13 protein-coding genes are annotated in these 12645 nt (G+C 61.5%); 6 read left to right on the forward strand and 7 right to left on the reverse strand.

Annotation, left to right across the window (positions count from 1 at the left end):
- Positions 1-28 precede the first annotated feature (28 nt).
- Positions 29-1843: an ABC transporter substrate-binding protein gene (locus ACSFC7_RS10925; RefSeq protein WP_436347712.1), complete on the forward strand. Its 1815-nt coding sequence runs from the start codon at positions 29-31 to the stop codon at positions 1841-1843.
- The gene (locus ACSFC7_RS10930; protein WP_436347713.1) at positions 1843-2712 is read left to right on the forward strand and encodes a phosphatase PAP2 family protein; all 870 of its coding nucleotides are present in this window, start codon (positions 1843-1845) and stop codon (positions 2710-2712) included. Before ACSFC7_RS10925 ends, ACSFC7_RS10930 begins: the two co-directional genes overlap by 1 nt.
- A 374-nt stretch (positions 2713-3086) precedes the next feature.
- Here ACSFC7_RS10930 and ACSFC7_RS10935 read toward each other — a convergent pair whose 3' ends face one another.
- Entirely contained in the window at positions 3087-3470 is a 384-nt protein-coding gene (locus ACSFC7_RS10935) for a hypothetical protein (protein ID WP_436347714.1), read from the reverse strand.
- A 134-nt stretch (positions 3471-3604) separates the two neighbouring features.
- On the opposite strand from ACSFC7_RS10935, the gene ACSFC7_RS10940 reads away from it, so the two are divergent.
- Together ACSFC7_RS10940 and ACSFC7_RS10945 are read left to right on the forward strand one after the other, a co-directional pair.
- Complete coding sequence (locus tag ACSFC7_RS10940; RefSeq protein ID WP_436347715.1) at positions 3605-3949, forward strand: hypothetical protein; 345 nt, start codon at positions 3605-3607, stop codon at positions 3947-3949.
- A 170-nt stretch (positions 3950-4119) separates the two neighbouring features.
- Positions 4120-4752, forward strand: a complete 633-nt coding sequence (locus ACSFC7_RS10945; RefSeq protein ID WP_436347716.1) for a hypothetical protein — start codon at positions 4120-4122, stop codon at positions 4750-4752.
- Positions 4753-5316: 564 nt separating this feature from the next.
- On the opposite strand, the gene ACSFC7_RS10950 is transcribed toward ACSFC7_RS10945, so the two are convergent.
- Complete coding sequence (locus ACSFC7_RS10950) at positions 5317-6786, reverse strand: FAD-dependent oxidoreductase (RefSeq protein ID WP_436347717.1); 1470 nt, start codon at positions 6784-6786, stop codon at positions 5317-5319.
- Positions 6787-7432: 646 nt separating this feature from the next.
- On the opposite strand from ACSFC7_RS10950, the gene ACSFC7_RS10955 reads away from it, so the two are divergent.
- A complete protein-coding gene (locus ACSFC7_RS10955) occupies positions 7433-7768 on the forward strand; it encodes a DUF5789 family protein (RefSeq protein ID WP_436347718.1) in 336 nt (111 codons plus the stop codon).
- Between the two features lie 176 nt (positions 7769-7944).
- Here ACSFC7_RS10955 and ACSFC7_RS10960 read toward each other — a convergent pair whose 3' ends face one another.
- Positions 7945-8649 carry a tyrosine-type recombinase/integrase gene (locus tag ACSFC7_RS10960; protein WP_436347719.1) on the reverse strand — a complete coding sequence of 235 codons (705 nt, stop codon included), beginning with the start codon at positions 8647-8649 and terminating at the stop codon, positions 7945-7947.
- Positions 8650-8802: 153 nt separating this feature from the next.
- On the reverse strand, positions 8803-9147 hold the full coding sequence (locus ACSFC7_RS10965) for a DUF5789 family protein (protein ID WP_436347720.1): 345 nt from the start codon (positions 9145-9147) through the stop codon (positions 8803-8805).
- Positions 9148-9741: 594 nt separating this feature from the next.
- Between ACSFC7_RS10965 and ACSFC7_RS10970 the strand changes: the two genes are divergently transcribed.
- Positions 9742-10254, forward strand: coding sequence for a hypothetical protein (locus ACSFC7_RS10970; RefSeq protein WP_436347721.1), 513 nt, complete (start codon positions 9742-9744; stop codon positions 10252-10254).
- Positions 10255-10451: 197 nt separating this feature from the next.
- On the opposite strand, the gene ACSFC7_RS10975 is transcribed toward ACSFC7_RS10970, so the two are convergent.
- The 3 genes from ACSFC7_RS10975 to nth all read right to left on the reverse strand — a co-directional run bounded on the left by ACSFC7_RS10975 (position 10452) and on the right by nth (position 12441).
- Entirely contained in the window at positions 10452-11216 is a 765-nt protein-coding gene (locus tag ACSFC7_RS10975; RefSeq protein WP_436347722.1) for a DUF2797 domain-containing protein, read from the reverse strand.
- 190 nt (positions 11217-11406) lie between these two features.
- Entirely contained in the window at positions 11407-11649 is a 243-nt protein-coding gene (locus ACSFC7_RS10980) for a hypothetical protein (RefSeq protein ID WP_436347723.1), read from the reverse strand.
- A 108-nt stretch (positions 11650-11757) separates the two neighbouring features.
- Positions 11758-12441, reverse strand: a complete 684-nt coding sequence (gene nth, locus ACSFC7_RS10985) for an endonuclease III (RefSeq protein WP_436347724.1) — start codon at positions 12439-12441, stop codon at positions 11758-11760.
- Positions 12442-12645 lie beyond the last annotated feature (204 nt).

The raw sequence follows: 12645 nt of genomic DNA on the forward strand, positions 1-12645 counted from the left end.
AGCCGGCGAACTGTGACAAACGATTCGAATGAGTGAGCGCGGAGCCGCGTCGTTCGACGACGATAGCGAGAGACACGCCGACGGTCGCGATCGGGCGGACACGTTGAGTCGCCGCGCCGCGCTGGCCGGGACCGTCGGTCTCACGATGTCGACGAGCGGCTGTCTCAGCCAGTTTCGAAGCATCGTCAACCGAGACGATATCGAACAGCTCTCGTTGACCATCACGACCCTTCCCGCGGACGGTGACCGGGAAAGCATTCGGCTCGCTCGAGAGATCGCCGCCGTGCTCGAAACCGTCGGGGTCGACACGTCCATCGAGATGCGCTCGAACGAGGAGTTCCTGCGGGCCGTCCTGATCAACCACGACTTCGACGTCTACGTCGGCCAGCACCCCGGCGGCACCGATCCGGACTTCCTCTACGAGGCGTTGCACTCGCTGTATGCCGACGAATCCGGCTGGCAGAACCCCTTCGGCTTTACGAACCTGCTGGTCGACGAACTGCTCGAGGCCCAGCGGGACGCCGACGGCGACGAGCGCCGCGACGCCGTCGAGACGGTGCTCGAGGCGCTCGCCATCGAACAGCCGTTCGTTCCCGTCTGTACGCCGACCGAGCATCGACTCGTGAGAGCCGACCGGTTCGAGGGCTGGACGGACGGCCATCTCGCGACGCGACAGGGGTATCTCGGCCTCGAACCCCAGATAGACGGGAGCGGCGACCTGCTTCGAGCCGTTCACACGGACGCCCGTCCGTCACAGAACCTCAATCCGTTGACCGTCGAGTACCGCGACCGGGGGACGGTCACCGATCTGCTGTACGATTCGCTCGCGACCGATACCGTCACTGCCGACGGCGCCCGCTCGTTCGAGCCCTGGCTCGCCGAGGAGTGGGAGTGGGAGGACGAGTCGACGCTGGTCGTCGACCTCCGGCCCGACTGTTCGTTCCACGACGGCGAGTCGCTCACCGCGAGCGACGTCGAGTTCACCTATCGATTCCTCGCCGACACCGCGCTCGGAGACGGCGGGTCACCCGCGCCCTCGCCGCGGTTTCGGGGCCGCGTCGCAGCGATCGAGGACGTCGAAGCGCGCGACGAGTCCACCCTCGAGTTCGCGGTCGACGCGGGTCAGGCGGTCGGTGAACAGGCGTTGACGGTGCCGATCCTCCCCGAACATATCTGGAGCGACCGTGCAACCGAGGCGTCCGTCCGCGGCGTTCGCGTCGCCCAGGGAACCACCGAGGCGGTGGTGAGCAACAACGTTCCGCCGGTCGGCAGCGGGCCGTTTCGGTACGCCGATCACACCGATCGGGAACACGTCACGTTCGAGCGGTTCGACGATCACTTCACGCTACGCGAGGCCGTCGACCTCCCCGAACCGACCGTCGACGAACTCCGGGTGCAGATCGATCCGCGAAGCACGTCGGCGATTCAACTGGTCGAGGACGACGCCGCCGACGTCACGAGTTCGGCCCTCGAGAGCTACGTCATCGACGATATCGAGGAGAGCGAGGACGTCGAACTGCTCGAGTCGCCGTCGTGGACGTTCTACCACCTCGGCTTCAACGCGCGCAAGACACCCTTTGGCAACCCGCGATTTCGGCAGGTCGTCGCTCGACTGCTCGACAAGGCGTGGCTGGTCGAGGAGGTGTTCGACGGCTACGCGAGGCCGATCGCGACGCCCGTCACCGACGAGTGGGTCCCCGATGGCCTCGAGTGGGACGGCGAGGACCCCGAGATGCCGTTCCTCGGGTCGGACGGCGACGTCGACGTCGAGGCCGCACGGACGGCGTTCGAAGACGCCGGGTTTCGGTACGATTCGGACGGCAACCTCCGGGTGAGACACTGATGCTCGCTCAGGTGTTGGTGCAGTTGGCCGTGGTCGTAACGCTCATGGTGGTCGTCTCGATCGGGCTCTTCGTCGGCCGATATCGACTCCGCAAGACGCGAACGGAGTGGCGAGGGCGGATTCGGGCGGCCGCGCCGATCACGGTCGTGCTCGCCGTCGTCCTGCTGTTCAACAGCATCGCCAGACAGATCGTGCCGGATCTCTCGTGGATCGGTGCAGTGAGGCTCGGGACCGCCTGGAACCTCACGTGGACGATCTACGACATCGAGGGCCAGTTCATCGTCTGGCTGCAGTCCCTGGCGTCGCCGTGGCTGACGGCGTACTTCTCCTTTATGTACATCTACGGCTACGTCTTCCTGCTGGTCTTCCCCGTCGTCGCCTACTTCGCGCTCTCGAACACCCGCCCGATGCGAGAACTGCTGACGGCCTACACGCTGAACTACGTGTTCGGTCTGATGCTGTACGTGCTCGTCATCGCCTACGGGCCGCGTAATTTGATGCCCGAACTCGTCGAGGCCCTGCTGTACGATACGTACCCGCAGTACCAGCACCTCACCCGGCAGGTCAACCGCAATACCAACGTCTTCCCGTCGCTGCACACCTCGCTCGCGGCCACCGTCTCGTTTCTGGCCTATCGCACGCGCGAGGTCTATCCGAAGTGGAACGTCGTCGCGGCCGCCCTCGGGGTCTCCGTCGCGACGTCGACCATGTACCTCGGTATCCACTGGGCGATCGATGTCGTCGCCGGGATCGTGCTCGCGTACGTCAGCGTCGAACTCGCCCACCACCTCGTCGGCCGCTGGCCGGTGTCGGACTGGATCGACGGTCGCGTCCCCTCGGTCGACGGGCTCCGCAACCGCGACTCGTGACGTACCCGCGGGTCGCCGTCTTCACGGATACCTACTGCCGACGATCAACGGGGTCACCTCCACCGTCCGCCACTGGCGCGACCGATGGCTCGAGCGCGGCGGGCGGATAGCCGTCGTCTTCCCCAACGCACCCGGATACGAGCCTCGTGCGGGCGAACATCCTGTGAGGAGTCGCCCGTTTCTGTAAACGGATCGTCCTCGAGGCGCGGTGTCTCGAGGTGCGAGAGACGATCGACCTCGGGGATCGGTCGATCGGCTTCGGGACGCCTACGCGTCGCTGGGCAGTCGGTGAGTCGTGGATCGCCCGGGACGCGAGCCGCTGCTGACTATCTGATCGACGAAGCGAAAAACCGCAATCGAGGGATCGCTGGTCGTTAGTTGTCTTCGAGCGCGTCGGCGATCCGCTTGAGGGCGCGCGTCTGATCGCGCATCTCGTCGCGCAGTTGTCGGACTTCCTGGACGAGTTCCTCGTTGCCGACCTCTTCGCCGCGGCCGCCGGGACCGCCCGGGCCGCCGCCCATGCCGCCTGGGCCGCCACCGCCGCCCATCATCCCGCCCATCATCTGGGCGAACGGGTTGCCGCCGCCGCCACCCATGCCGCCGGGGCCGCCACCGCCGCCGCCGAACGGACTCTCCGGTGGCTCGCCCTCGCCTTCGCCCTCTTCAGCGCGTTTTTCGCGAATCTCTTCGACTCGCTCGCGGAAGGACTTCTCCTCGCCGTCGTCGCTACTGTCGTTGGATTCGTTTTCGTCGGACATACCCTCGGATTCTCTACCGCCGCGGAAAAGGATTGTCATGTCTCGGACGGCGCGACAGTCCTGCGGCCGTGGACGACGGGGCACGGGGACGATGCCGGCACAAGAACGAACCGACTCGGCGTGGAAGCGCTCGTATGGCAGACGAACACGCCGAACGAGAGCCGATCGTCAGCGAGGGACGGTACGCGGTCGTCGGCGGCGACGACAGTGCGGACGCCGACTACCGACTCGTCGTCGAGGATCAGGCGGATGGTCTCCCGCTCGAGGAGACGGAACTCGACGATCTCGAGGCCGTCGTCTCACGGTTTCGAAAGGCGCGCAGCGATCCCGAGGGAACGGGCACGGGGACGGAGGCTCCCGATTCGGTCGAACTGGAGTGCCACGAGTGCGGGAAGACGTGGACCTACACGGGATCCGAGGAGCACGCGGCCTGTCCCAACTGCGAGACCGAGGTTCCGGTGGAGGGGATCGGCCCCTGACGGACCGATCGGGACGATCGTCGACTGTCGTCCGTACAGGCGACCACGACCACTCAGGCCGAACCCTTGTGTCGAGCGTCGACCAAGCCGGGGTCATGCATTCGAAACCGATGGCGGGCAGCGTGCTGGACGACGTCGAGACTGTCGACTCGAGTCACGGGTGACCAGACGTGGCTCGTACACTGACCAGACGGCGGGCGATAGCGGGACTCGGCAGTGCAGTCGCGGTCGGTAGTGGCGCGAGCGTCGCCGGCGCGAGCGAGCGGCCCGAAGACGCGGTCGTCGACGTCGATCGCAACGGCGACGCCGACTACCCTCGCTGTCTCTACAAACCGGACGACGGCGAGTGGAACCCCGTGATGCCGATCAACGTTCACGCGCGTGCTTCGGGCGACGCGTCGGCGGTCGACGCGATCGAAGACGGCTTTTCAGGGCTCTCGAACCTCGAGTGGACGCGGGTCTTGCCGGACGCGACGGCCAGAGCGTGGGACGGCGAGGAAGAAGCGCTCGTCCCGCCGGATCACTCCTTTCGCCGGCCGCGACTGGGCGACGAGTGGAACCACGTCCACGTCTGGGCGGCCGACGAGGATCGGGCCGCGATCCACGCCCATTTGGACGTAATCGATTTCACCGCCTCACACTTCCACCGGGGCGATCACTACGGCGACGCGGCCGGGGAGCTCACGGCCCACCTGCGCGGGGACGGCTGGGACGAACGGACGCCCTACAGCATCGACTACGGGGTCAGCGACGGGAGACGCGAGGCGTGGGGCGAGACGGGTGACGTGAAACTCGAGTACTGAACGGGACGCCAGATGCGGCTCTATCGGCTCATCTCGTCTCACGGGTAGCGTTCAGTGCAGGTGAAGGATGTAACGCTACAGATCACAATTCACTGTTCCCTGCCATGAATCGCGTGCTGAATACAGGGGGTATATGCAGCATGGAGGATACATTTTATTCACGCTTGGTTGGTTGAATCAGCCGATCGATGAACATGCGAAGGACTCGCTTCGCTCGCCATTCCCACCAGCGTACATTGCTGTTCGAGACGCGCAAACGCGTGTCTCTCTGGTGTGGCGAACGGTATCGCGAGCGAAGCGAGCGGTGAGTGATACTGTTGGACAAAACGGTTCACACACCGATCGCACTCGAGAAGCCGTCGCCGGTGGCGACAGGCTTCGAGACGCGATCGGGTGTTCACGGACGTTTGTCCGACAGTATGAGTTATCTGTATTGATTCTCTGCGGTTAGTTGTCGGCCTCACATCGCCCATTACTGGCAGATGCGTGCTCCATTTCTCGAGTGACCTCCACTCCTTCAAGAAGAACGGGGGACCGAAACATGACCTGCGATCTCGACTGAATTCAAGTTCCATCAGTTGCGTCAATGCTGTTTCCTTCTCGTGGAGATGGACTCATCTCGTCGTCTTCGATGTGACTCGTCATGTGACTGTGAGGCGGCTCTCGTAGCGACGACTGCTCGTCTTTCTGGCCCGGCCTGAGCACGCGCCACAGTACACTGGGACGTAACAGCGAGGTGGGCGGTTGCTGCATCGAAAGGACGCGAGTGAAGGCATCAGTCAAGACGCGGTCAGTATGGGCCTTTCGGAACAGCCGGTCCAGATACCAGTTGAAGAAGGCAGTTCCACGAGGTCTGTCACCTTCTGTCTGTGGAAAACTGAAGTCCGCTCCAGTCGCTAGCATCCACGCGGGCTCGACAACCTCTGCAGCACGATCGAAAAAGCGAAGCCCGAACTGCTCCCGGTCGTCCGTCGCAAGCGTGTGGTGAAGCATTAGCGCTTCGAGCGCGGCTACTGACATGCCCTGTCCGTAGATCGGGTTGAAACTGGCGATCGCATCCCCCATGACGATTAGACCGTCCGGGAAGCGGTCGAGTTCTTCGTACCGGTATCGCCGGTTCGATGGGAACGGATAGAAGGCGATCTCCTCGAACACCCGGGGGCGCTCGTCGAGGAGGTCTTTCACGATTGGGGTGGGCAGACTCGCTGCGAAGTCTTTGGATTCCTCGACATTCGTCGGGGGATGATCACCGTGGATACCGTGGAGGTTCACCAGCCAGCGATTGTCCTCGACGGGTAACACCGCCCCACCACGGGTACGCGGTGCCTCGGCCAGCACACCGATCATTCGGTGGTCGTCGGCAGGTCGCTCAATAAGGCTGGCGCTGTAGGCCAGGTCGATGTGCACTTCCTCGGCGGCAGGTGGCGTGTAGCCGTGCTTCTCTAACCAGTTCGGCGTCCGGCTCGTTCGGCCGGTGGCATCGACGACCAGATCGGCGGTGAGTTCCTGCTCAGAGCCATCGTCTCGGATCACCACACCGTTCACGCTGGTCACTCCGTCGTCAGCGAGATATTCAAGAAATGGACAGTTGCCCCGCAGCTGGACTCCATCGAGTTCGGAGACACGTCGTCGAAGCAACTGCTCGTACAGCGGTCGCGTCGCTGCGTAGAGTTGAAACGGCTCCGACCCGGCAGCAAGGAAATCGTCTTGGCTGTACATGTAGAAGTCGCTCCGACCATCGATTACCACCCCACCAGCGGTACGCACCTCTTCGCTGTAACCCGGGAAGAGTTCTTCCAATGTCGCTCGTCCGGCTTCCCACAGAATATGGATTTGGCGGGCCTGGGGGACGCCGGGGCGTGCAACTGGCTCATCGGGGAGTGGATCACGATCGAGCACCGTTACCTCATCGAATGCATCCACAAGGACACGGCCAGCCACCAGACCGGCTATGCCCGCTCCGACTACTACCGCATGCCTATCTCTGTTGGAGATCTGTGTACTGTCGTACTGCGGTACAGTTGCTAATGGCATACCATTTATTAATTATTTGCTTGGTTGGCTTCCCATTTTGATTGAGTTGGAAGACCGCCCCCAGGCCGCACTCGTCGGCGTCGCCGCTCGCACCGCGACCACGCCGGTCGAGCGCGTAGACCGTGCAGTAGTCCACCAAGGCAGGATTGACTCCTGACAGGTCCAATTGATGTGATCGCCGGCACTCCCGTGAACGGGCATGAGTGGTCGTCCGCTTCCCGTCCGCGCAAACGCGATTTGGGTTTCGTTCGGGGAGGTGTCGGTTTGCATTTTTTCCTCCCACCTGGTGGTGTTGTCTCGGCCATAGTGATTCTCTCTTTCAACTATGTGGGTTAGTCACATTACTTCATCCCATGAACAATCTGCAAGCGTTGACAGAGATGCAATGAGTGACGAATTAGGCGGTGAACGATATGCGCTTTGTATTCAGCGGCATCGAAATCTACGGACAGAATGCTGCCAGAAAGAGGGTGCTGAATACAGAGGTTGTATACAGCACGTCGCCGCCGATTATTTCACGTGAGATTCCCCGAACTAGCCGCTCAATCCATGTGCATATTTGCCGAGGTAGTCGATGAGGTGTTCGAGCGAGCCAGCGCCGATAAGTGACCACAGGATTCTTCCGCTCGCTCACGTAAAATGGGTGATGGCAGATGACAAAACGGGGCGAGACAAGAAAGCGGATGATGAAAAGCGACGCCAGCGAGAGCGGGAACTCAAGGAAGCGCGCGACCGGGCCGACGAACCCGAACCGGTACACGATGAAGCTGGCGAGAGGCTTGGTGACCTCGATGACGCGCTCGACAACCACGACTATCCAACGACGACGGATGAATTGCTCGAGGCCCACGGCGATCGTGAGGTCGAAACTCAGGAAGGGTGGAAATCCATCGATGAGGTGCTCGACCCGATCGATAACGAACAGTACGACTCCGCCGATGACATTCGAACCCGGATACAGGGACTGATACGTCGCGGATGAGTGCGTCCAAACCAATCAACGCTGTATCTGTATTTCCTGTCCCTCACCCCGACACAGATATCCGCTCTACTAAGTAACAGTAACCCAATACGTCGACGTCAATTTGGTTCCTCAGTCATGCTGTATTCGCGCTGTGAGTTCAACAGAGACTCCAGGAGTAGTGAGTAGGCTGTTAGTTATCGATGATGGGCTTGCCGGAGTGCATCTGCGGTCGCTGTTCCAGAAATCCGGATGTATTTTTGGGCAGTGGCAAGATCGCTCCAGCCCATCAATGCCTGAAGTGGGACTGGCGCAACTCCCTGATAGGCGTGGTAGCTCGCAGCGGTTGCTCGTAAACAGTGGGGATAGACACGCCCTCGAAGACCGGCAGCCTCGGCAGCTTCTTTCACTCGCCTATTGATCGTCAAGCGCGAATGTGGGAACGAATCGTAGCGATTGGCGAACTGTTCGATACACAATTCGAGACGTAACGACAGGTCGAAGGGGATCGCCCGCGCGGAGGAGACCGTCTTTGGATGCCACCGGGCCTCTACTGCTTCATCCTGAGTGAGATCGTCACAGTGGCTTGCTTCTTGAGCTGCTTGGCGATGACAGTACCCACAGGAACACGGCTCGTGCTGTGGGATCTGGAGAAGCTTCCGATCCCAGTCGAACCACGTGGTATTGAGGTGGGAAATCTCTCCCGCCCGCAATCCGAGCCGACCTGCTACCAAACAGATGAACCGCGCTTGGAAGTCACGGGAACTGGGTAAATCCGAACAGGCTTCGAGTAGCAACTCGAACTCTCGGTCAGTGAGTACATCTTCGTGAGAATGTCGTGTCGTCAATGCTCGTCGATGTCGTTCCGCCCATGTTGATGACTCAAATTGATGCTGTGTCATTACAGCCGGAGGTGTGTGCGGCTCCCAGAGAAACTATTCGAAATTGAGAGGATATGTGCAGCAGAACGACTCCGTTTGTTTCACGCCGAAAGCGGCGCATCACCCGCTTACTAAACGTACGAATCTAACCCTTTCGCCAGCCTTGCGGGCGGTTTAGAACGACTCTTGGTGGCGCAGACCCTCCTGATCGGGTGCACCTTCGTCCTGGCGGTCCTCACCGGGGGCGGGCGGCGTTCGGTCGCTGTAGTTCTTGCGTCCGATCGCCTCGTCGCCGACCATGTTCATGATCGTCTGTTTGACCTCCATCTTGGAGTCGTAGGTGCCCTGATTGAGCGGTTCGAGGAGGTCGGCGAACGTCGCCCGTTCGTCGCCGAACTCGAGTTCGTGATCCCTGTAGGCTTCGAGCAGGTCCTTCTTGCTCGCCGGATAATCGTGAGTTTCGAGCTTCTCATGGAGGTCGCCCAGATCGACGCCCTGCTCGCGGCTGCGGTCGCTCATGGGTAGATGGTTGACGTCTGATGGAATACTATCCCACCATGCAAGTGCGCGCCGACGCAAATGATACAAGACGCGCACTCACGTTCCAGTGATCGTTCTGTCTGGAATGAGTAAAAACCCCATCGAATCCCGAGATCTCAATGACGATACTGACGAAGATGCAATCCTCGAAAGCCGGTTGATCCCGGCGAGTTCGTCAAGGTAATTCGGCCATTCGAGAAGTTCTGGTTTACAGTTATGATAGAGGACTGATGGCGACCGATTCAATGGTAACTCCTTCCTCTGTACTAAGCGATTCGGCCCGTCACAATTTCTGTGGAGTGCCGTGCGACATTCGCGCCTTACATCTTGCACGCTCGGTTCGATCTACCTAACAGCTGTCAGAAACAGCGTGCGAGATATAGAGAATGAGTTCACCACATTGGCTCTCTTAACCCACTAATTCTGTTCTCCATCATCACCGTAATTGTCGTTTGTGAACATTCACCACACTATCAGCCATATTAAACCGTACGTTGCACCTGCGCGCTTGCAGATGGTTTCGGTGAACAATTGCTGGGTCTCATGACCTGGAATCGCGGTGGTTGTAATCGCATGGCTGAGCAACCAGCACCAGACGTAGGTGGCGAATCGGCGACTGACAAGTCCGGGCGGAGCATCCGGTGGAAGATGCTCGTTGTGGCCGTGCCAATGGGAGTCATCATCGGTGGGCTGCTGGCGCTCGTGTTTTCGGAACTCGGTGGCTCGATCCCGGCATTCTTCGTGGGATTTTTGGTGGGTAGCTACTACCTGTATCGAAAGCCGCTACCGACGGCGGCCATCGGTACGGGGTTGTACATCAGCGCCGCACTGCTCGTACTGTACCCGATTTTCCACTATGTACCGATGCTGTTGGGGGCGGACGAGAGCACCGCGGAGGGAGCGGGGACGTTCATTGGGAGTATTATCGGACTCCTGCTCTGGGGGTTCGTATCCTTCCTCATCGGGCTCGTGATCTTCGCGGCGGGCTATTTCCTCAACCGACGGGCCCGGCGAAAGCTCGACGCTCAGGTGGATGATGACGGGACGGCCGAGCGGGGCGCGGATGGCGACACACAGATCGCGTGACTGGCCACACACCATCCCATTATTCAGCGACCGCCTGCTGCCAGAAGGGAGCGGCCCCTGTATTAGACAACCACTTCCTTCGTAGATCAAACACCTTCTACATTCGCGCTTTGTATTCAGCACGACTCAACGAACATCATCAGTAGATGATAGAAATCCCAGTGCTTAGTTCACAAGTGACGTGAACGAAGCCCCGCTCAGCCGAACGACCCGAGCGACGACTGGAGGTCCCGGCTCGTCTCGCCCGTCGAAATATCGTAGCCCACGAGATCGCGCATGTCCACGGCGTAGGTCGTCCCGCCGTTCTCGAGGACGAGCAGCCGCCCCTTCACGCCGACGACGGTCCCCGAGGCGATCGTCTCGGGAACCGGCTGGCTCTCGAGGCCGAGATCGTAGTCGAAGACGAAGCGCTCGCGGACGTCGAACTCCGCGAGGACGGCCTCCCAGCCCTCGAGATCGACGCTCGAGGCGAGCGAGCCGACTTTCGTCGGCGTTCGGACGCGATCGACCAGCCACTCGGCGATCTCGGCCTCGATCTCGCGGGCGATCCGGCCGTTCGAGACGGTGTGGACGCGGGCCCCGCGGTCGGCCCCCTGCTCTCGGAGGCGGGTCTCGAGGCGGCGGCTCTTGGTGACGCCGACTTTGAACGTATCGGGGGCGAAGGCGGCGATGTAGACGGCGTGTTCCTCGTAACAGTCCATCTCGTCTTTCAGGCAGGTGCCCGTACAGCGGGCACAGACCCAGGTGCTGGTGTGATAGTCGCAGTAGGGCGTCGACGGGCGGTCGCAGGCGACGTGTTCGGGCTCCGAGGGACCCCAGTCGATGGTTCCGGCGCAGTGTCTCGAGTCGAGCGAATAGGAGAGGCTGTCGCCGGACTCGAGGTGGCGTCGCTCGACGGGGCCGCCGTCACTGAGCAGGAGCGCGGAGCCGCGTCCGCTCGGCTCGTAGCCGACCAGTTGCACGCGATAGGGTAGGGGGCGGTCTCGGATATACCGTTCGTCTTTTTCGCCTGTTTCGAGCCAGTACTGGAGTACGTAGCGCCGTCGGTTCGCACAGCGATCTCACTCGAGGTCAGCGGCGGCGAGAAAAAACGCGAGTGCCGGCATCGGCGGGTCGTCGTCGCGCTCGCAACGTACGCGGCTCGAGCCGCGATCAGCTGTTGTACGGCTCCTCGTCCCGGTGGTGGTCCGGGTTCGCGTTTTCGCGGGCGTCGTCGACCCGGTCGTCGGACTTGTGCTCGATGTCCTGACGCATCTCTTCCTCGTCCCGGCGCTCTCGAGCCTCCATCTCTTCCTCGGTGAGCTCCTCCTCGTCTTCGGCGTCCGTGTCTTCGTGTGCCAGTTCGACGTCCCGCCCGTGCTCGTCTTTGCCGGTCTCATCAGTGTTGTCGGACATACTGATCCCGATTGGGGGTACCGTCGATCCGCGAAAAGGCGTTGGGCTTGCGAGGGTCGGCGACGCGATCTGGGGGGATAGAAGCCGGTCAGCGCCGCGTTCAACGGCTTACCAGGGCTCGCCCGAAGCGAGGTCGATCTCGCCGTCTCCCTTCGCGGAAGGACAGATGTCGGCCAGCACGCAGTCCGCACAGTCGGGGTTTCGGGCCGTACAGGTCGCTCGGCCGTGATCGATACAGAGGTGGGTGAACTGCTGCCAGTAGCCCTCAGGGACGATCTTCATCAGGTCCTGCTCGATCGCCTCCGGACGTTTCTCCTCGGTCAGGCCGAGTCGACGCGAGAGCCGCTGGACGTGCGTGTCGACGACGATTCCCTCGACGACGTCGTGGCCGTGCTGGAGGACGACGTTCGCCGTCTTCCGCCCGACGCCCGAGAGCTCCGTCAGTTCGTCCATCGTGTCCGGCACCTCGCCGTCGTGCTCCTCGAGGATCATCTCGCAGGACGTCCGGATGTACTCGGCCTTGCTGTTGTAGTAGGTGATCGAGTTCAGGTCCTCGGCGAGTTCGTCCTGCGGGGCGTTGGCGTAGTCTTCCGGCCCGTCGTACTTCTCGAAGAGAGCCTCGGTCTCTTTGTTCACGCGCTCGTCGGTACACTGCGCCGAGAGGATCACCGCGATCAGCAACTCGAGGCGGTTCGAGTACCGGAGCGAGATCGTCGAGTCCGGATAGGCTTCTTCGAGGCGGTCGATGACTTCCTCGGCCTGCTCCGTGCGGCTCTCGAGCGGGGTTCCCATGCAGCGTGTCTTGCGAGAGCGACCATTTGAGGTGTTCGGTTCGAGGCGAACTGGCTGCGGTGTCCGTCCCCAGTACCGACAGCGGCTCTCGCAGGGACGACGAACGAGTACGGATCCGACTCGATGCGTTCCGATCCCGACGGACGGATACTATTATTATCTTCCAAGGATATAATTCAAAAGTAAAGACGATCACTTCGACGT

This window comes from Natronorubrum halobium (assembly GCF_051351675.1).
GTDB lineage: Archaea > Halobacteriota > Halobacteria > Halobacteriales > Natrialbaceae > Natronorubrum.

Coding starts and splice junctions, on each gene's coding strand:
- ACSFC7_RS10925 (WP_436347712.1), top strand. CDS start 29: ATGAGTGAGCGCGGAGCCGCGTCGTTCGACGACGATAGCGAGAGACAC.
- ACSFC7_RS10930 (WP_436347713.1), top strand. CDS start 1,843: ATGCTCGCTCAGGTGTTGGTGCAGTTGGCCGTGGTCGTAACGCTCATG.
- ACSFC7_RS10935 (WP_436347714.1), bottom strand. CDS start 3,470: ATGTCCGACGAAAACGAATCCAACGACAGTAGCGACGACGGCGAGGAG.
- ACSFC7_RS10940 (WP_436347715.1), top strand. CDS start 3,605: ATGGCAGACGAACACGCCGAACGAGAGCCGATCGTCAGCGAGGGACGG.
- ACSFC7_RS10950 (WP_436347717.1), bottom strand. CDS start 6,786: ATGCCATTAGCAACTGTACCGCAGTACGACAGTACACAGATCTCCAAC.
- ACSFC7_RS10955 (WP_436347718.1), top strand. CDS start 7,433: ATGGCAGATGACAAAACGGGGCGAGACAAGAAAGCGGATGATGAAAAG.
- ACSFC7_RS10960 (WP_436347719.1), bottom strand. CDS start 8,649: ATGACACAGCATCAATTTGAGTCATCAACATGGGCGGAACGACATCGA.
- ACSFC7_RS10965 (WP_436347720.1), bottom strand. CDS start 9,147: ATGAGCGACCGCAGCCGCGAGCAGGGCGTCGATCTGGGCGACCTCCAT.
- ACSFC7_RS10970 (WP_436347721.1), top strand. CDS start 9,742: ATGGCTGAGCAACCAGCACCAGACGTAGGTGGCGAATCGGCGACTGAC.
- ACSFC7_RS10980 (WP_436347723.1), bottom strand. CDS start 11,649: ATGTCCGACAACACTGATGAGACCGGCAAAGACGAGCACGGGCGGGAC.
- nth (WP_436347724.1), bottom strand. CDS start 12,441: ATGGGAACCCCGCTCGAGAGCCGCACGGAGCAGGCCGAGGAAGTCATC.